Source organism: Fodinibius salinus, assembly GCF_008124865.1.
GTDB lineage: Bacteria > Bacteroidota > Rhodothermia > Balneolales > Balneolaceae > Fodinibius > Fodinibius salinus.
In genome coordinates this window covers 840,840-858,681 of the sequence record NZ_VNHY01000002.1, presented here as the reverse complement: position 1 = coordinate 858,681, position 17,842 = coordinate 840,840, and the positions used below count along the sequence as shown (strand labels likewise).

At 43.5% G+C, this 17,842-nt stretch carries 21 protein-coding genes; 13 read left to right on the top strand and 8 right to left on the bottom strand.

Annotated elements, in window-relative coordinates; translation table 11 throughout:
• Position 1: 1 nt before the first annotated feature.
• Complete coding sequence (locus LX73_RS08715; RefSeq protein WP_170245638.1) at positions 2-514, bottom strand: DUF4168 domain-containing protein; 513 nt, start codon at positions 512-514, stop codon at positions 2-4.
• Positions 515-766: 252 nt separating this feature from the next.
• Here LX73_RS08715 and LX73_RS08710 point away from each other — a divergent pair, with 252 nt between their 5' ends.
• Together LX73_RS08710 and LX73_RS08705 are read left to right on the top strand one after the other, a co-directional pair.
• Positions 767-1,705 (top strand): cobalamin-binding protein, encoded by a 939-nt coding sequence (locus tag LX73_RS08710; protein WP_148899078.1) that lies wholly within the window; start codon positions 767-769, stop codon positions 1,703-1,705.
• A 3-nt stretch (positions 1,706-1,708) separates the two neighbouring features.
• Positions 1,709-2,431: an SDR family NAD(P)-dependent oxidoreductase gene (locus tag LX73_RS08705; RefSeq protein WP_148899077.1), complete on the top strand. Its 723-nt coding sequence runs from the start codon at positions 1,709-1,711 to the stop codon at positions 2,429-2,431.
• Positions 2,432-2,434: 3 nt separating this feature from the next.
• On the opposite strand, the gene LX73_RS08700 is transcribed toward LX73_RS08705, so the two are convergent.
• Both LX73_RS08700 and LX73_RS08695 read right to left on the bottom strand, forming a co-directional pair.
• Positions 2,435-3,247 (bottom strand): hypothetical protein, encoded by an 813-nt coding sequence (locus LX73_RS08700; protein WP_148899076.1) that lies wholly within the window; start codon positions 3,245-3,247, stop codon positions 2,435-2,437.
• The gene (locus tag LX73_RS08695) at positions 3,231-3,872 is read right to left on the bottom strand and encodes a hypothetical protein (RefSeq protein WP_148899075.1); all 642 of its coding nucleotides are present in this window, start codon (positions 3,870-3,872) and stop codon (positions 3,231-3,233) included. The genes LX73_RS08700 and LX73_RS08695 overlap by 17 nt, the downstream gene beginning before the upstream one ends.
• 62 nt (positions 3,873-3,934) lie before the next feature.
• On the opposite strand from LX73_RS08695, the gene LX73_RS08690 reads away from it, so the two are divergent.
• Complete coding sequence (locus LX73_RS08690; protein WP_148899074.1) at positions 3,935-4,393, top strand: NUDIX hydrolase; 459 nt, start codon at positions 3,935-3,937, stop codon at positions 4,391-4,393.
• A gap of 71 nt (positions 4,394-4,464) precedes the next feature.
• Positions 4,465-5,064, top strand: coding sequence for a DJ-1/PfpI family protein (locus tag LX73_RS08685; protein ID WP_148899073.1), 600 nt, complete (start codon positions 4,465-4,467; stop codon positions 5,062-5,064).
• Between the two features lie 102 nt (positions 5,065-5,166).
• Here LX73_RS08685 and LX73_RS08680 read toward each other — a convergent pair whose 3' ends face one another.
• The 3 genes from LX73_RS08680 to LX73_RS08670 are packed head-to-tail and all read right to left on the bottom strand — an operon-like array spanning position 5,167 to position 7,125.
• On the bottom strand, positions 5,167-6,639 hold the full coding sequence (locus LX73_RS08680; protein ID WP_148899072.1) for a cryptochrome/deoxyribodipyrimidine photo-lyase family protein: 1,473 nt from the start codon (positions 6,637-6,639) through the stop codon (positions 5,167-5,169).
• Positions 6,632-6,889, bottom strand: coding sequence for a DUF3253 domain-containing protein (locus tag LX73_RS08675; RefSeq protein WP_148899071.1), 258 nt, complete (start codon positions 6,887-6,889; stop codon positions 6,632-6,634). The genes LX73_RS08680 and LX73_RS08675 overlap by 8 nt, the downstream gene beginning before the upstream one ends.
• A gap of 2 nt (positions 6,890-6,891) precedes the next feature.
• The gene (locus LX73_RS08670; protein ID WP_148899070.1) at positions 6,892-7,125 is read right to left on the bottom strand and encodes an FAD-binding domain-containing protein; all 234 of its coding nucleotides are present in this window, start codon (positions 7,123-7,125) and stop codon (positions 6,892-6,894) included.
• Positions 7,126-7,277: 152 nt separating this feature from the next.
• Here LX73_RS08670 and LX73_RS08665 point away from each other — a divergent pair, with 152 nt between their 5' ends.
• From LX73_RS08665 to LX73_RS08640, 7 genes are all read left to right on the top strand, one after another.
• The gene (locus tag LX73_RS08665) at positions 7,278-8,378 is read left to right on the top strand and encodes a PQQ-dependent sugar dehydrogenase (RefSeq protein WP_246138206.1); all 1,101 of its coding nucleotides are present in this window, start codon (positions 7,278-7,280) and stop codon (positions 8,376-8,378) included.
• Positions 8,379-8,392: 14 nt separating this feature from the next.
• Positions 8,393-8,827 (top strand): DoxX family protein, encoded by a 435-nt coding sequence (locus LX73_RS08660; RefSeq protein ID WP_148899069.1) that lies wholly within the window; start codon positions 8,393-8,395, stop codon positions 8,825-8,827.
• Between the two features lie 41 nt (positions 8,828-8,868).
• Complete coding sequence (locus LX73_RS08655) at positions 8,869-9,876, top strand: zinc-dependent alcohol dehydrogenase family protein (RefSeq protein ID WP_148899068.1); 1,008 nt, start codon at positions 8,869-8,871, stop codon at positions 9,874-9,876.
• Positions 9,877-9,968: 92 nt separating this feature from the next.
• Positions 9,969-10,967 carry an isocitrate/isopropylmalate dehydrogenase family protein gene (locus tag LX73_RS08650; protein ID WP_148899067.1) on the top strand — a complete coding sequence of 333 codons (999 nt, stop codon included), beginning with the start codon at positions 9,969-9,971 and terminating at the stop codon, positions 10,965-10,967.
• Positions 10,968-11,147: 180 nt separating this feature from the next.
• A complete protein-coding gene (locus LX73_RS12990; RefSeq protein ID WP_170245637.1) occupies positions 11,148-11,306 on the top strand; it encodes a hypothetical protein in 159 nt (52 codons plus the stop codon).
• Between the two features lie 369 nt (positions 11,307-11,675).
• A complete protein-coding gene (locus LX73_RS08645; RefSeq protein WP_211359392.1) occupies positions 11,676-13,484 on the top strand; it encodes a BspA family leucine-rich repeat surface protein in 1,809 nt (602 codons plus the stop codon).
• A 345-nt stretch (positions 13,485-13,829) separates the two neighbouring features.
• Positions 13,830-14,483, top strand: a complete 654-nt coding sequence (locus LX73_RS08640) for a DUF4412 domain-containing protein (protein WP_148899066.1) — start codon at positions 13,830-13,832, stop codon at positions 14,481-14,483.
• 9 nt (positions 14,484-14,492) lie between these two features.
• On the opposite strand, the gene LX73_RS08635 is transcribed toward LX73_RS08640, so the two are convergent.
• A complete protein-coding gene (locus tag LX73_RS08635) occupies positions 14,493-15,653 on the bottom strand; it encodes a tetratricopeptide repeat protein (protein ID WP_148899065.1) in 1,161 nt (386 codons plus the stop codon).
• A gap of 160 nt (positions 15,654-15,813) precedes the next feature.
• Between LX73_RS08635 and LX73_RS08630 the strand changes: the two genes are divergently transcribed.
• Both LX73_RS08630 and LX73_RS12985 read left to right on the top strand, forming a co-directional pair.
• A complete protein-coding gene (locus LX73_RS08630; protein WP_211359391.1) occupies positions 15,814-16,812 on the top strand; it encodes a hypothetical protein in 999 nt (332 codons plus the stop codon).
• Positions 16,812-16,955, top strand: a complete 144-nt coding sequence (locus LX73_RS12985; RefSeq protein WP_170245636.1) for a hypothetical protein — start codon at positions 16,812-16,814, stop codon at positions 16,953-16,955. The genes LX73_RS08630 and LX73_RS12985 overlap by 1 nt, the downstream gene beginning before the upstream one ends.
• Positions 16,956-16,961: 6 nt before the next feature.
• Here the strand turns inward: LX73_RS12985 and LX73_RS08625 are convergent, their stop codons facing one another.
• Positions 16,962-17,837, bottom strand: coding sequence for an alpha/beta hydrolase family protein (locus tag LX73_RS08625; RefSeq protein ID WP_148899063.1), 876 nt, complete (start codon positions 17,835-17,837; stop codon positions 16,962-16,964).
• Positions 17,838-17,842 lie beyond the last annotated feature (5 nt).

Genomic DNA, 17,842 nt, shown 5'->3' with positions numbered 1-17,842 from the left:
CTTATTGCTGGTTTCCACCCATGGAACCTTTAGCAATTTTTTGGAACCGTTTCATGACATCAGGGTTGCCCTGCACCGCTTTCATAATAGCTTGAAAACGCTGGGGATTTAAGTCATTTTCCTGCATTGCAGACATCATCTTCTTACGTGACTTCTGCTGCATTTCTTGCATTTTTGGACGAATCTCTTCCACAACTTTCTGCTCTTTTTCGGTAGGCTTCAACGAATCAGGAGCTTTAGGGTTGCGCTTACTCATCATTATTTGCTGCATGCGCTGCATAGTCATGTCTTTATCCTTTAACATCGTCTGCAACTCCTTCATAGATTCTCGCTGAACTTGCTGACGTGCCTGCATAACAGCAGCAAACTTTTTGAGCTCTTTATCAGAGATACTGTCGGGCTGGGCATTGTTATTGTTCTGCATACCTTTCATTTGCTGACCTTGTGCAACAGCTGCACCGGCCATAAGAAAAAATCCTAATACAAAAGTGATAGAATGTTTAAGAAACTTCATATAGTATGTGATAGTAAAATTGGAATTAAAAAAATTTTTGCTAACAGTTTCGAAAATATATCGATTATTTGACCCGATATAAAATCGAGTTAAGAATATAAGAATAAACGATACTTGAGTACTTACCTCACAATAAAATAACGTTGTAAAACAATTTATATTATATTCTTTTTCATGCATGCTGTAACTTAGATTTACGAAAGGTAATGGATATATTAAACGGCCGTCTGCACTGAAATTAGTTTTATAACAATGCGCATTGTCTCTCTTTTACCAAGTACAACCGAAATTATTTCTGCTCTCGGTAAACAGAACCAACTTGTGGGGCGATCACACGAATGTGACTTCCCCAATGGGATCTCATCTTTACCTGCCTGTACCGAATCAAAATTCAATGCCGACGGCAACAGTTACGAAATTGATCAACGGATAAAGGCATTGCTGCAAGAAGGACTATCGATCTATCGCGTTGATGAAAACCAACTTGCAGATCTGGATCCTGATATTATTGTAACACAAGATCACTGTGAGGTTTGTGCCGCCTCAGTTGATGATGTAAAACAAGCCGTTCGTAACCGTCTGGGAAAGGAGGTGAAGATCATTTCTGTTTCTCCTACGAACTTATTTGAAGTGGTGGACTCTATTAGGACCATTGCTGATGCTATTGGCGCCCGTAAAGAAGCAGAAAAACTAACAGCACAAATGAAGTCAGAACTAAAGGGCATACAGGAAGCTGTAACCAATTTCTATCATCCCGAGGTATTGGCCCTTGAATGGATGGATCCACTGATGGCGGCGGGCAACTGGATCCCTGAGCTCATCCAGCTGGCAGGGGGCTATCCTGTAGGTGCCCAATCAGGCCAACATTCTCCCTCGTTGGGATGGCAAAAAGTTCAGAAAATGGATCCGCCAATTATTACTATTACTCCCTGCGGGTATTCCATTGAGCAGACACTTTCTGAAATTTCTATACTTACCGGTCGCAAGGGATGGGATCAACTATCGGCTGTAAAAAATAAGCAAGTTTTTGTAATGGACGGGAATCACTTTTTTAATCGTCCCGGCCCAAGACTGGTCGACTCAACTCAAATTCTTGCAGAAATTCTGCATCCGGCGAAATTTCGAAATGGTAATAACCATTCCGGCTGGATCAACCTTTATAAGCATCAATTTCAGCAAGACATATTATAATTTATGAGTAAAAAGATCGCTATCATTGGCGCAACATCGGGCATTGGCCGCGCCTTGGCACGAGAACTGCATTCTAGGGGACACCACATAGGCGCCACCGGCAGACGAATAGAACGGCTCGAAGAACTTAAACAGGAACTTGAGCGGCACATATCTGTCACATATATGGATGTGACGAACCACGAAAATGCTATTAATCAACTGGAACAGCTTAAGCAAAAGATGGGCGGTATTGATACTATTGTGCTGAATGCCGGTATCTCAAATTATCAAAAAGCGGTGGGGCGCGAAGGTGATCTGCAAATTATAGATGTTAATATTCGCGGATTTGCGAACCTAACGGCGTACAGTTTTTCAATGTTCTACAAACAGGGCCACGGACATATTGTGGGCATTTCGTCGGTAGCCTCTCTTTTTGGATGGGGATTAAGTGCTCCTTACAGTGCGTCAAAGGCTTTTGTAAATACCTACCTCCAAGGATACCGTCAAAAGGCTAATCATTCTGATGCCGATATTGCTGTAAGCACAATTTTGCCCGGCTTTGTAAAGTCTGAGATGACCGACGGCAAAAAGGGTATGTTTTGGATAGCTGAAACAGAAGAAGCCGCTACTCAGATAGCAGATGCCATCCGTCGTAAAAAAAATTGGTCCTATGTACCTAAAAGATGGCGATTGGTAAGCTGGTTGATTAAGCTTATCCCCAACTGGGTGTGGGATCGGCTTTGAAAACTATCGAAAAGGGACATTACTTTCCTTATTATTTATATTGGAAAACCCATCTTCGGGATGAACATTTATTGCAACCTGTAATAATCCCTGTCTGCCATCTGCATTTTTAAAATCCGGATCCACTCCGGATATATCACTAATCCCATAAATGGTAATACTGCTGTCAGACTGAACCTCCTTTAACACAAAGATATAATCGGACTGAAGATGGGCATTCAAATCAGATAACCGAATGGGGCGCTTAACACCAGTACTATCTTCAAATGCCAAGAAGCTTTGACCTCCGCCCCCTCTGTCAGCAGGCAGGTAGTACAATTCATAAGCTTTTCTTGCCATTTTTCTGAGATCACTTTCGAGCTCATCTGCTGTTTTTGAAAGCCTAATTAGTTTGTTATTGTTTTGAACGCTATCGTCTTGGAAGCTGATCAACCGAGTTGTTGTGCCATAAATAGTCGAAAATAATCCCATACCCACGAGAATAACACCCACATACCAGATAAAGCTCTTAAGTTTTATATGCTCTTTCTGGCTTCGAATTTCACCCCATATCCAACAAGCCGGACCAACGATAAAAAGCAACAAAATTGCTGCTAAAATTCTTAACTGATCACTGAAAGGAGCGGCTTCAAGTGGCGTTATTTTTTCGAAAGCATCAATCGCCTGTATTGTAAATACTCCGTTTACGAGGGGCCAGGGTGTAACAAATATGTTAGGCCAATCCATAAATTTTATGCCCAGTGAAATGCTGACTATAACAGAAAGGGCAACCGCCCATGGTAGCCAAGGCCGAGTATTATTAGTTTCTTCGCTCATAGCTTATTCCCTTAGGTGTTAATATTCCATGCATTTCAAATCTGCCCTGTGCTCCCGAAGCGTTTTGAAAGTCTCCAGACTTTGCGTCCAAAATACTGGATTCGCCCGCAATAATTAGCGTATCAGCATTCGCTTTATACACATAAAAAGCAGTTGTTAGATCACTCTCATCAAGAGCTGCAATCATTAATTCTCTATCCTGAACTAACGAGTCGTACCTTGCATAAAAAGTTTCATCAATATTCTGTTTTGCATCTTCAGATGTTTGATAGTCACGCAGTGTTTTAAGCAACGGCTTTTGAACATACGTGCTTAGTATTTCCTTTTCGATATGCGTACGAATGTGGGTAAGCCGATCGTGCTGATTATTGCTGTCAATGTAGATTAGTGTCGCATAAACACTTGACCCCAACAGCATTACAGCTAAAACCAATATTATGGCTTTTCGGTTAAGCGAAGAGTTGATCTCACCAATCCACCGAAAGGCAAAGCCAATAATAAATATAGTTCCAACAATGCTTGCAGTGATTACAGCCGGCCAAATTGATCCACTTCGATCGACAATAAAGAACGCTAAAACAGTAATCGCCAGCCCGCCAATAATCCAAATTATTTTTCTTATCATATTCAGACCCTCGATTTTTATTTTCTAATAATTATAAGATTTCAAATACAATCTCAACCACCTTGTCTAACAAAAGCGCCGGTATCCTTCTTTTTAAACGTAAACCGCACCTGCATGTATTACTTGCCCACCCAGGCGGTCCTTATTGGTGGGATAAAGACGAAGGCGCCTGGTCTATTCCCAAAGGAGAAGTAGAAGAAAACGAAGAACTACTAGAGGCAGCCAAACGTGAGTTTGATGAAGAACTGGGTTTTATACCCGATGGAGATTACATCGAACTGGGATCCATCCAGCAAAAAGGCGGAAAAACCGTACACGGCTGGGCAGTAGAATACCAAATCCCGGATGACTTTATTTTTGTCCCTAACGAGTTTGAGCTCGAATGGCCACCCGAATCGGGACAAAAAGAAACCTTCCCCGAAATCGACCGTATCGAATATTTTGGCCTTTTTGAGGCACGTAAGAAAATAAATACCAAGCAACGGACTTTCTTGAATCGATTGTTGGATAAATGCACCTAGCAGAACGTTAATGTCTTACTAGGAGTTAGATAAGTAGGAACATCTAATACTAAAAAACGAAGGTTCATATTATGGATGGAAAAAAACTTTTAATGCTGGTTGGTGATTTTGGAGAAGATTACGAAATCATGGTGCCCTTTCAGGCACTGCAAATGGTAGGCCATACTGTTCATGCGGTTTGTCCGGGGAAATCAGAAGGCGAATCGGTAAAAACTGCGATCCACGATTTTGAAGGAGATCAGACCTACACCGAAAAGCCGGGTCATAATTTTACCCTCAACGCAACATTTGATGAGGCAAATCCGGCAAATTACGATGCACTCGTTGTAGCCGGCGGACGTGCCCCCGAATATCTTCGTCGCGAAGATGGAGTATTGGATATGGTTCGTCACTTCTTCGATGAGGATAAACCAGTAGCAGCAATTTGTCACGGCCTGCAAATTCTTTCTGCCGCCGATGTAATCCAAGGCAAAACATTAACGGCCTACCCTGCTTGCGGTCCTGAAATGGAAGCAGCAGACGCTAATTACAAAGATGTTCAGCCTACTGAAGTGGTGGTTGATGGCAACTTGGTAACCTCTCCTGCCTGGCCCGGACATCCCAAATGGTTGTCTGCATTTTTGGATGTGCTGGGTACCAAAATTTCTCATCACGAGAAACCAACGGCTTAATCATTTAGCCCTATAAAATTAAAAAAGCGAGGAGTATTAAGCTTCTCGCTTTTTTAATAAAATGCTGATTTTCCCAAACGGTTCCTGCCTCCATACAATCTGCTAACTCCTTGTCTTCACATGTTTCTGGAGAATCCGCTCATTTTCTCTTTTTACTTTTGGATCATTTTTCTTTGACCAAAGCGTTTCATTAGCCTTATTGTATGCAACCTTATGATCTACTAATCGCTCCGGATATTCACTGCCCAACTTAACGCCATACATCTGCTGTTCCATCGGACTCATCTGCCACGGCTCATGGATCAGCTCGACAGGCACCGGTCGCAGTTCTGGTACCCACTGTCGAATAAAATTTCCATCGGCATCATGGTCATACCCCTGTTTCACAGGATTATAAATTCGCACACTATTTACGCCCATCGTTCCGGCTTGCATCTGAAACTGTGAATAATGGATTCCAGGCTCAAAATCCAGGAACTGCCGACCTAAAAACTGTGCTCCCGCCTGCCAAGGCTGCCACAGGTGATGCGTTAAAACCGATACCAACATAGCCCGCATCCGAAAATTAATATAGCCCGTTTGTTTGACCGCCCGCATGCAGGCGTCAACAAGCGGAAAGCCTGTCTCACCTGCTTCCCAAGCCTCAATAAATTCTTCATTTCGTTCTGTTCGGATGTCATTGTATCCACGATTTAAATTCTCAAATTCAATGCGGGGCTCAGCTTCAAACTTTTGAATAAAATGACAATGCCACTTCAAGCGTGACCCAAAACTTCGTAACGGCCATTGGTGATCCAGCTCTTCATACTGATCCCACAAAAATTGATAAGCTTGCTGCAAAGACAAATTACCCCAGGTTAAAAACGGCGAAAGGCGACTACATCCATAGCGACTGCCGGCCGGTTTTGAAATTAAATCGTTGTAGCGTCTTCCCCGTTCATACACAAAATCTTCAAGACAGCGCCACGCATTCGCTTCGCCACCTTGCTGAAATAACAAGTTCGGTGTTTTAAATGACTGTGGAATTGGCTTCAACTTAAACTCATTCCACTGATCCGATGAGATTCCAATCGCATTCAAGGCCGTAAGATCTGGTGCATGTAATTCCCTTTTGGCACGTTCTTTCCACCGATCCCGCCAGCCATCGCGATGCATAAGGCCCCGAAATACCGCATTCGTAGGCGACTCCTCCCACCGGATACCATAACGATCACAAAACCGAGCAAAATCCTTATCCCGCTCAAAAGTCAGATTAATGCCGGTTTCTTCGTGACTATACGCTGTGTGGATATTGTATATTTTCGATAGTTTTTCAAAGAATGGGATAACCTCATCATATACAGTAACAATATCAGCATCGTATGGTTCAAGCTGATCACGCATGTCACAAAGTGACTCCCATACAAAACGCCCATGCCGATTGCCGTAATGATCTGATTCAAAAAGGGATGGCTCAAAAATATAGAGCAGTAACACCGGACGTGGCGATTCGATAGCGTGTTTAAGCGGTACATGATCACTCAGACGCAAATCGCGTTTAAACCATACCACATCAATAGTCTGGCGATTATTCATCCGAATCCTCCCGCAAACGCAAGCGAATAGGACCCGAAACGTTATCCGGATCTACTGATTTTCCATCCTTTTCAATCTGTACTCTCCATTTCTGATGTAAATTACGGGCAACTGCCCTTACATCATCCATCAACTCACGCCAATTATCGGATGCGAATGCACGTGCCACTTCGGAGGGGCAGATCGTTTTCTTTGATCCACGCTCACGAATCAACTCCATAATAACTGTTCGTAACTCTTGGTCCAACATCGTCAATCTCGATTTCTGATTTCTTTGTACGACGCTTCCAAATCGATCATCGGCTCGGGATAATCACTGCCAATTTCAATGCCAGCCAACTTCTGCTGCTCCATTGCCATGGTATGCGGCTGATGGATAAATTCTTGCGGCACGTCCCCAAGCTCGGTCAACCAGTGGCCAACATACTCCTCTTTTTTATCATGCAATCGCAGATTATTTCGGAACCAAAGAATAGAAATGGCCATAAATTTTACTTTCGGTAGCCTTAACTGTTAATTAATTAACAAAACACAAAATCCGTTCGAAATTCATCGTTTTCAATTGTATAATTAATTAACAGAGTCCGAGATTTGGTATAACCGAAACGGCTTGCTTAAACAATAATATCGTGGATTATTTGAAACGCTCTGCCCTCGTCCTTTTCTGCTGGATGCTGAGTGCCGCTTTTTTTTGCGGATGCAGTTTTTCGCAGGAGAATCCTCAAAAGGTAGTCCAGCAATTACAAATGCCTGATGGATTTTCGGCCCACATTTTTGCAGAAAATGTACCCAATGCACGTCAGCTTGCCCTCGGGGATAACGGAACCGTATATGCCATCACGGATACCAACGGCGATTACAAGGCCGATAATGTCTATACCATTGCCGAAGAACTGCGCCTGCCCAGCGGAATTGCCTTTAACAAAGGATCCCTATACGTAGGAGCAGTAAGTAAAATTTTGCGATTTGATGAGATCGGTCAACGTCTTGAAAATCCACCTGAACCGGTTGTTGTAACCGACACCTACCCGACCGACGGTCATCACGGATGGAAGTTCATTGATTTTGGTCCTGATGGCAAGCTTTACGTACCCGTTGGAGCCCCCTGCAACATTTGCGATCCTGATAACGAGATTTATGCCAGCATTACACGTATCAATCCCGATGGAACGGAACGCGAAATTGTGGCTCACGGCGTTCGCAATTCAGTCGGCTTCGACTGGCATCCTAAAACAGCTGACCTCTGGTTTACCGATAATGGCCGCGACTGGCTGGGCGATAACCGTCCGCCGTGTGAGCTAAATCATCTTTCAAAAGTTGGACAGCATTTTGGTTACCCCTTTAAACACGGGAATGATATCTGGGATCCGAAATTTGGTGAGCAAGGCAAAAAAATGGAGCAACCTTTTCGAGCTCCTGCACAAGAATTGGGGCCACACGTAGCACCACTGGGCATGATTTTCTATACCGGAAAGATGCTTCCCAACGAATACAAAAATCAAATTCTGATTGCCGAACACGGAAGTTGGAACAGAAGTGAAAAAATCGGGTATCGTATAACCAAGGTTTCGCTGCAAGATGGAGAAGTTATCTCGTATCGTCCCTTCATTCACGGATGGCTACAAGATAACGAAGCTGTACTTGGCCGACCGGTAGATCTGCTCGAACTCGAAGATGGTTCTATTCTTATCTCTGATGATCTCAGCGGCACCATTTATCGCATAACTTATAACAAATAAGATCTTAGGATCCAATGCTAAACAAACGAAAAAACAATGAATACCGCCAGATTGGATATCTAATCCTTCGACTCGGATTGGGCATTATGTTTATTTTACACGGATATCCTAAAATGTTTGGGGGGCCAGATATGTGGACCGAAGTAGGCGCATCGATGCAATATGTAGGAATCGATTTTGCTCCCATGTTTTTTGGATTTATGGCCAGCGTCACCGAATTTTTTGGTGGTATATTTTTAGTTGGCGGACTATTCTTTACACCTACAGTTTCCTTTTTACTGATCGTTATGATTGTTGCCACTGCCAAACATATCGCTCTGGGCGACGGTTTTGCCAGCTATTCTCACAGTATTGAATTAGGGACCGTCTTTATAGCCCTGCTGTTTATTGGTCCCGGCAAATATAGCCTTGACCAAAAACTCCAACATCAACGCAGGCGCCGATACTAGAGAATAACAAATTTATCCTGACCAACTAACAAACTGTTATAATGCAAGCAATGCTCTTAGAAGAGCAAGGGGATCCGCTGCAACCCACCACCTTGCCTAAACCATCACCCGGCGACCAACAAGTCAGAATCAAAGTTGAAGTATGCGGAGTTTGTCGCACCGATTTGCACATTCTGGATGGGGACCTTAACCAACCTAACCTACCGCTTATTCCCGGTCATCAAATTGTAGGTACTGTTGATAAGGTTGGTACTAACACATCTAACTTTACTGTTGGCGACAAGGTGGGTGTGCCCTGGCTCGGTTATACCTGTCAACAGTGTGAGTTTTGCTCATCAGGAAAAGAAAATTTGTGCAACAATGCCGAATTCACCGGTTATACCCAAAACGGCGGCTTTGCCGAATATGCTGTGGCCGACAGCCGTTTTTGCTTTCCTATTCCGGATCATTACCCTGCCACCCAGGCCGCTCCGTTGCTCTGCGCCGGTCTCATTGGCTACCGCTCGCTGCGTAAGACAGACAATGCTCATACACTCGGCTTCTATGGATTTGGCTCTGCTGCTCATATCCTTATCCAAGTAGCCTCACACCAAAATAAAGAAGTATTGGCTTTTACGCGGCCCGGTGACGACGAAACACAACAGTTTGCACGGTCACTCGGCGCCAGCTGGGCAGGCAGTTCCGAGACAATGCCTCCCAAAAAACTTGATGCAGCTATTATCTTTGCTCCGGTTGGCAAACTGGTTCCCCAAGCACTTAAATCAATTAAAAAAGGAGGTAAGGTAATTTGTGCCGGCATCCATATGAGTGATATTCCGAGCTTCCCTTACGGTGATCTTTGGGAGGAACGCTCAATTGAATCAGTTGCAAACTTAACGCGCCAAGACGGTATCGATTTTATGCAATTGGCACCAAAAATTCCTGTTCGGTCTCACGTTACCACCTATCCCCTTTCAGATGCTAACCGAGCACTCAACAATCTTAGAAACGGTGATTTTGATGGGTCTGCCGTGCTCGAAGTATCATCCGAGGGAATAAACGACCATTAATTTTTCTGACATCACGTGCTTTTATTTGTATATTTGGGGCTTATTGAAAACGAAGAACTGAACGTTATAATCTGTAGAAAATTTTTTGTTATATGCATGACATTGTTTTAATACCGGGCGACGGTATCGGTCCTGAAATCACTGAATCTGTGACTACTATTCTTGACAAGGCCGGGGCCGACATTAACTGGATTCGATGCACAGCTGGGCTCAATGCCCAAGAAGAGTTGGGAAATCCCCTGCCTGATGAAACTATTGATGCAATTGAAAAATACCGCATTGCACTCAAAGGTCCGTTAACCACTCCTGTTGGTGCCGGATTTCGTTCAGTGAATGTAGCTATGCGTAAAAAGTTTGATCTGCACAGCAATATTCGTCCCGCCAAAACACTGCCGCATATCCACAGCCGGTACGAAGATGTTGACCTTGTCATGTTCCGTGAAAATACTGAAGGATTGTATATTGGCAAGGAAAAATGGGTTAAAGAAGATAGCCACGCCGAGAGCATTGCCGTTGTTACTCGTGATGCCAGCGAAAAAGTTATCCGATCGGCCTTTGAGTATGCCAAGAAGAAAAATCGCAACAAAGTTACGCTTGTCCATAAAGCTAACATCCTAAAATATACCTGCGGCTTATTTATGGAAGTGGGCGAAGAGGTTGCACAGGATTATCCCGATATTGAATATGAAGATCTCATTGTGGACAATATGGCAATGCAGATGGTACTCAATCCCAAACAATTCGATGTTATTGTCACTACGAATCTCTTTGGGGATATCCTTTCAGATCTTTCATCTGGTCTAGTTGGCGGACTCGGACTGACCGGAGCTGCAAATATCGGGGATGATGCCGCTATATTTGAAGCCGTACATGGATCAGCACCTGATATTGCCGGACAGAATATAGCAAATCCTGTTGCCTTTCTACTTTCGGCACTAATGTTGCTAGAACACCTCGATGAAAATAACCTGGCCGATCGAATCCGCCAAGCAGTATATTATACTCTCGAGAATAAATCAGTTTGCACACCTGACATTGACGGTAGTGGATCTACTACCAAATTCACTGAAGCCGTTTGCAGTAATCTATAGGGTGTAACTCACTCAGAAGTGTAATTCCATCGTAGCTTTTAGAGTCATTTATTAAGGTCATGTCCAGCTATGTATTCCACTTCTATTTTCTTTTAGGATGATGTCATACTGCGCATACTGATCCCGATGCTTCGGGATCAGTTTCCCTGCGCTCCATTCAGGATGGCACTCCTTGTAGTAATGAGCGTACCGCTAATTATGCTATTGGCGCCCTTCGACCAAGAGACACCGGCAATCCCGGACGGTACTACCATCGGCTCAGGAATGGCCACGCCTTTGGAATGTTTAACCTCGATTCAAAAACACTACGTGCCCATCATCCCCAGCATATCTCCATAGCATTCTCTGACCCCTCCAGATATATATCCTGTTTCAAACCAAATTCGTAAAAGCCCAAATCATACTTCTTGCCCTGCTTGGAGAGGAAGACTGAGATGGGGGGGATAGAAGTTAGCCATTTGCCAAGCGATACAGCGCTCCCCCTCCCCATTTCTAGATTTCTGACAGTTTATAAGCATTGTACTTCTGCTACCACGCTACTTCTTCGTTGTTAGTTGCCCCTTAGGCCTTGCTAACGGGGGTCTGTACTTCTTCGATCAATTTGATCTCTTTTTGTTCTGGGTTACGTATATAATAGTGGCAGCTGGAACACCTAGCCCTATCTGCCATGAGCGACCATAACTAATCATCAACAAAATCTCTTCTGTTATGTCTTACAAACTACTATTCCCCATTGTATTGCTGGGTGCCCTGCTTATGGCGGCCGGCTGCGGCTCTTCGGGTTCGACTCCGCAACATACCTTAACGCTCAGTGCCTCTCCCGGCCAGGGCGGCAGCGTAGCCCCGGCCGACAGCGCCTACGATGAGGGCACCACCGTCACCATCAGCGCCACCGCCAACCAACAGTGGCGGTTTGATCACTGGGAAGGGGACTACAGCGGCACCAGCGCTTCGGCATCGGTGACCATGGACGCAGATAAAACCATTACCGCAATCTTTGCCAAAAAACAGTATGCTCTTACCGTGGATACCACCGGACAGGGAACTGTTGATGAACAAGTGGTCTCCCCCAAGCCCACCGATTACGAGGCCGGCACAGTGGTAGAACTGACCGCCAACCCCGCCACCGGCTGGGAATTTATCGAATGGCAAGGGGCGATCACCGGCTCCGCCAATCCCCAGCAGCTCACCATTGACGACCCCAAACAAGTGACGGCCGTATTTGGACAAGCGGCATTTTACCTGGCCTCCAACGGAGTAACTATTAAGTGTGAGAACGCCAGCGTGGGCGATACCGGCACGATCAACGGCACCACCTATACCAAACGAAGTGTCGGACAGATCACCCCAGCCAATGCCCCCTCCACCTGCACCTCCGGCATCACGGATATGAACAATTTGTTTAATGGGGCCGGCTCATTTAACGGAGATATCAGCCATTGGGATGTCTCGTCCGTTACTGATATGAGTGAGATGTTTGCCTTTGCCCATGCCTTTAACGGGGATATTGGCAGCTGGGATGTGAGCAGCGTAACGGATATGGGTAGTATGTTTGTTAGTACTGACTCCTTTAACGGTGATCTCAGCAGCTGGGATGTTTCGAATGTGCAGATTATGGGCACTATGTTTAACGGGGCCGATTCGTTTAACCAAGACATCGGGAGTTGGGATGTCTCCAACGTTACGAGGATGGGAAGAATGTTTGCTTATGCTTCGTCATTTAATCAAGATATAAGCGGTTGGGACGTCTCCAGCGTAACGAATATGAGCACGATGTTTGAAGGCGCTGTTTCGTTTAATATAGACCTCAATAGCTGGGATGTATCCTCTGTAACGACTATGAGAAAAATGTTTTTGAATGCCTCCTCTTTCAATGGAGATTTGAACAGTTGGGATGTGTCCAGTGTGACTAATATGAGTAAGATGTTCCAAAATGCTGCGGCATTTAATACCGATATCAGCAATTGGGATGTTAGTAACGTTACGGACATGAGTTATATGTTTAGTGGTGCCAGCGCCTTTAACCAGGATATTGGCGGTTGGGACGTTTCATCAGTCACCAACATGATCAGAATGTTTGAGGGAGCGGATGTCTTCAACCAGGATCTAAACGGCTGGGATGTCTCATCTGTGATTTCCATGACAGGGATGTTTCAAAATGCCACGGCCTTTAACGGGAATATCAGCAGTTGGAATACTTCAGCAGTAACTAATATAGCTTATATGTTTGATGGGGGCTCCTCCTTTAACCAAGACATTGGAAGCTGGGATGTATCATCAGTAAGTACCATGTATTCAACCTTTAAGAGCGCGAGCTCTTTCAATCAGGACATTGGAAGCTGGGATGTTTCTTCGGTAAACAATATGGGTTTTATGTTTAATAACAGCAGTTCCTTTAATCAAGACCTTAGCGGATGGTGCGTATCCAATATTTCTTCAGAGCCTAATAACTTTTCAACGGGTAGTCCGCTTACAAACAGCAATAAGCCGCAGTGGGGAACGTGCCCCAGTCCGTAGCACGACCTTCCAAGGTTTAGTAATAATCAAAAATAAGTTAGTAGCTGGAACCCGGCAAGGCCTTTGGTGGCCTACCGGGTTTTATAATGGGTGACATTTTTATTAACTCTGAGAGATTTCGAATCCTGTCAGAGTTAGTTAGTTGAGAGTTCGGAGCTCCAGGGAAACTCAACTCTAAGGGAACTGCACACCTGTAAGCAACAGCAGGAGCATAGCTCCTTTGCAATTATAGAAAACTGATCACTTGATTAGGCAAAAATTTTATCAATGAAATTGGGTAAAGACCAAACAAATTAATAATATTATTCCATCTAACTGCTAACAACAACAGAGAGTACAAACATTATGAAAACATATCTATCTGTAATCTTTTCGTTTTGCATACTACTTTTTTGTGCTACCCAAACATCCGTAGCGCAAGATTTTGAAGGTATTATCCACTACGAAATTCCTGAAATGACTCAACAAGGAATGGGCCAAATGCCCTATATGGTAAAAGGCAATAAAGTACGCATGGAATTAAATCGAGGACAACAAAAAGGAGTCATGCTTTTTATGCCTGAGCAATCAAAGACGGTCATTTTAATAGATCAAATGAACGGCTACATGACCATGGATACAGAAACCCGAGATGATATAAATACAGGAAAGGATGGGAATGCCACCCAAACCGGACAAACCAAAACAATAGCCGGTAAAAACTGCAAGGTTTGGAAGATAGAATCCGATGGTAAAACCATGGAAGTCTGTATGGCAAAAGGTATGGGTTCATTTATGATGCCTAAAAGTCCAATGAGCAAAGGAAGTCAGCCTGACTGGGCAAAGAAATTAATGGCTAACGAAGCTATGCCTTTAGAAGTTATTGCAATAACAGATGAGGGGAAAAGTACAAAAATGAAGGCTGTTAAAATTGAAGAAAAATCTCTTTCTGCTGATCTATTTAAAATTCCGGACGGTTACAAAGACATGAGCGGGATGATGAATCCTAACCAAAACTAACTGCTTGATTTATTTTCCGGCAGAAAGCAATTCTTTAGCTTCCTGTCGATATGAGGATTCGGCCCGGGCACCAGCAATAGCATTCAAATATGTTTTTGCCTGGGCGGTATTCCCTTGTTTGTGTAATATTTTTCCGGCAGCATATCCCGAAATCACATAAAACGAACGTTCAGCCGGGTTGGGCAATGTACCGCTCTTTTCAAAAGCACGGCGATAGCAATCCAGTGCTTGTTTGTCCTTGCCGCGTTGTTCCAAGATACGTCCCTTCCACGTCAACAGCTCTTCCTGCATAATCGCCAAGTACGGCAGCTGATTATCATCCCAGCGTTGCAGAGTAGCATTAATAAATTGCAGTGCTTTCTCTTTCTGACCGTTCTGGTAATAACTTTTTACCAGGCGACGCGCATAAAAATTATTTCGGGGATATTTTTGGGCAAGCTTCTCAAAATTGTTAACCGCTACCTCTAAATTATCCTCATAATTAAAGTTGATATTCCCCAAAAAATAAGTAGCCTCGGCACGGGCAAATACCGCCTGTTGAGAAGCTTCTTTAATTAATGACAAACCCTGCTTTTTATCCCCTTTCGGCAAGGCCCAAGATACGGTTTTAACAATAGGGTATTCTTCGGGCAAGTGAGCAAGGTAGTACTTCTTTAATCCTTCTGCCAGCTTTAGATCATCCATCTCGGGCTGTAAGTTCATTAGGTAATCATGAGCACTCATCGCCTTCCGTCCGTATTGCAGGCTATTTAGCCATTCTTCGCGATTGGCATATTGCCGCGCCACATATCCATTAGCAATGGCTTTAATTAACAAGCCGTCAGCATGAGATGGTTGTTTATACAGCAACTTTTCAACCTGATAACTGGTTTTCTTCATTATCTCAAAAAACTGCTTATCGTGGGCAGTCGTTTCTAAATCCGACAGCACTTTCCACCAAAACTCAATACCTGAAAGCAGCATCCAGATGGGGTGTTCGGGGTATTTTTGCTTCCATTCGGCTATTGCCTGTTCTGCACCAGAAAATTGAAAATTATACATAGAATCTACTGCTGCTTTGGCATCTGACCGAAACTGTGGCTTCTTAATTAGTTCGGGAACTTGGGCATTAGCAGTCGAGAGCAGTGTGCCTATAATAACAAAGACGAAAAGAAGCTTTCGTATTACCATTTATATCTGGTGATTTAATACGTTCATAATTCTCGTGTCATTTTCATACGGTCTTATAACGAAAAGTGCAGCTATTCATTATTGCAAATAAATGAATAGATAACACCTTCCTTACTAACTTGATAGTAATATTTTTTTATTATAAAATGGTGTAAATTCAATGAATCCAAAACAATTTATGACTATTCGTAATTTTCTTTACATCTCCTTAGTATTCCTTATCACAAGCTGCAGTTCTTCTACCGGGGAACAAAAAATAAATTATACTGATCTTAAAAAAGTAGATTTTAAAACTACTTTAGAAATCGGGGAAAGTGAACAGTTTTTGCCGGGCCGACTAAGAGACCTTTTTGTTAATTCAGAGGGTGATATAATCGTATCTGACGGGGCAAGCACGAGCATTAGCCAGTTTGATAGTGAAGGCAATTTTGTGGCTACAGTGGCTCAAAAGGGAGGCGGACCGGGAGAACTGGCGCAATACTTTTCAATGCAGAGCTTCCGCTCTGATACCCTATTGGTGACGAATCAACAATCCGCGCAAAAAAAATATTTTGCACAGGGAAATAATGGAGTCTATCAGTTTGTACGTTCAACAGTTACAGAAGACAACAAAGAGAAAAACGCTGAAATTTTAGCCCAGAAATCAGACTCTACCTATTATGCCAGAATCAACAATTGGTTAACAAACATCCAAGACGCCACAAAAAATGCTAACGAATACAAAAAAACTAGGTTAGTGACCACTAATCTTGAGGGAGATATTGTCACTGATTCATTACTATTATTAAAAGAAGGGACCTATCACTTTACAAAGGATAATAAAATGATTCGAGCTTATCGTGTTCCTTATCGATATAATGATCATTTTACAATGCTTGAAGATGGATCCTTTCTCGTTGCTCGACCAGACAGCAGTGCTCTTTTCGTTTATGACCAAAACCAACGGCTTAAAAACCGCATACCGCTACCCATCAAAAAGCGACCGGTGAGAGATGATGATTTAGATTATGCACTTGACCATGTGGACCGAAAAATACGATCGAATATCGAAGCGAGAGTGAGTGAATATAAACCACTCTATCTTGATGTATGGGCTACCCAAGACCATATCTGGCTCAAAACGGATGAAACTAAGAAGGACAACCTAAATAAGTTGTAGTGGATTTAAACAGTGGTCCAGTCGGTAAATCCACCTTGCCCGAAGAAGATAGTATCGAGCAGATCCGTGGGAAGACGGTATATACCATCCATCGAAGCGAAACAAAGGGGAACATCATCCGGCGCTACCTAATCGAACTGTAAATATTATTACAATAAATTATCCGTAAACCACTGCTTGGTGCGGCGCAATACCTGCTGAAACGCTTCGGGGAAATCATCTTCCTCAAACGGATGAGCGGTATCAAAAGTATGTCCGGAATCCGGGATAAGCACCAGTTCTCTCTTATTTGATGAACAGCTTTGATACAATTTTTCTGCATTATTATAAGATACAGCTTCATCCCCTTTTGAGTGGATAAACATTGCCGGAATTGCCAGTTCGCCTGCCCGGTTATCAGCCATTAATCTATCAGCGTTCGCTTGAGCATCATCATAAACCACTTTTTTCAACGGCATCATTTGACCAGTGCGGCCATTTTTGATTTCCGTTACGCCTTTTGATTCCCAATCAGTAATCATTTCTTCGCTCCAGCGTTCGTTATAATTTGCTACTGCCGACCACGTAACCAGACAGGATATTTCAGGGTATTCAGCGGCTGCCGTCACTGCGGTATGTCCACCACGGGAGTGGCCAATCAACCCTATGCTATCCGATTTTAACACTGCCTTACCACTATTAATCTCTCCATCTTTAATGGCTTTGATTACAGATCCCAGATCATCAAGGTCCTGGCTAAAAGTTTCGCGCGAAAACCGATCCAACTCATCAAATTCGCTCATACTTTCGCCTACACCATTCAGCGAAAAATTAATCGCCACCACGGCAAAACCAGCAGAACTAAGAAAGGCACAACCTTCAGAAAATGCCCCCCAATCCTTAAATCCTTTAAAACCATGTACGAAAATGATAACAGGCAATGACTTTTCGGAGTATTCTTCCGGCAGGTGACAATCATAATAAATAGGTAATCCTTCTGTGGATGATATCGCACCTGATTTCTTTTGTGTCCCAAAATCCATCATAAAAT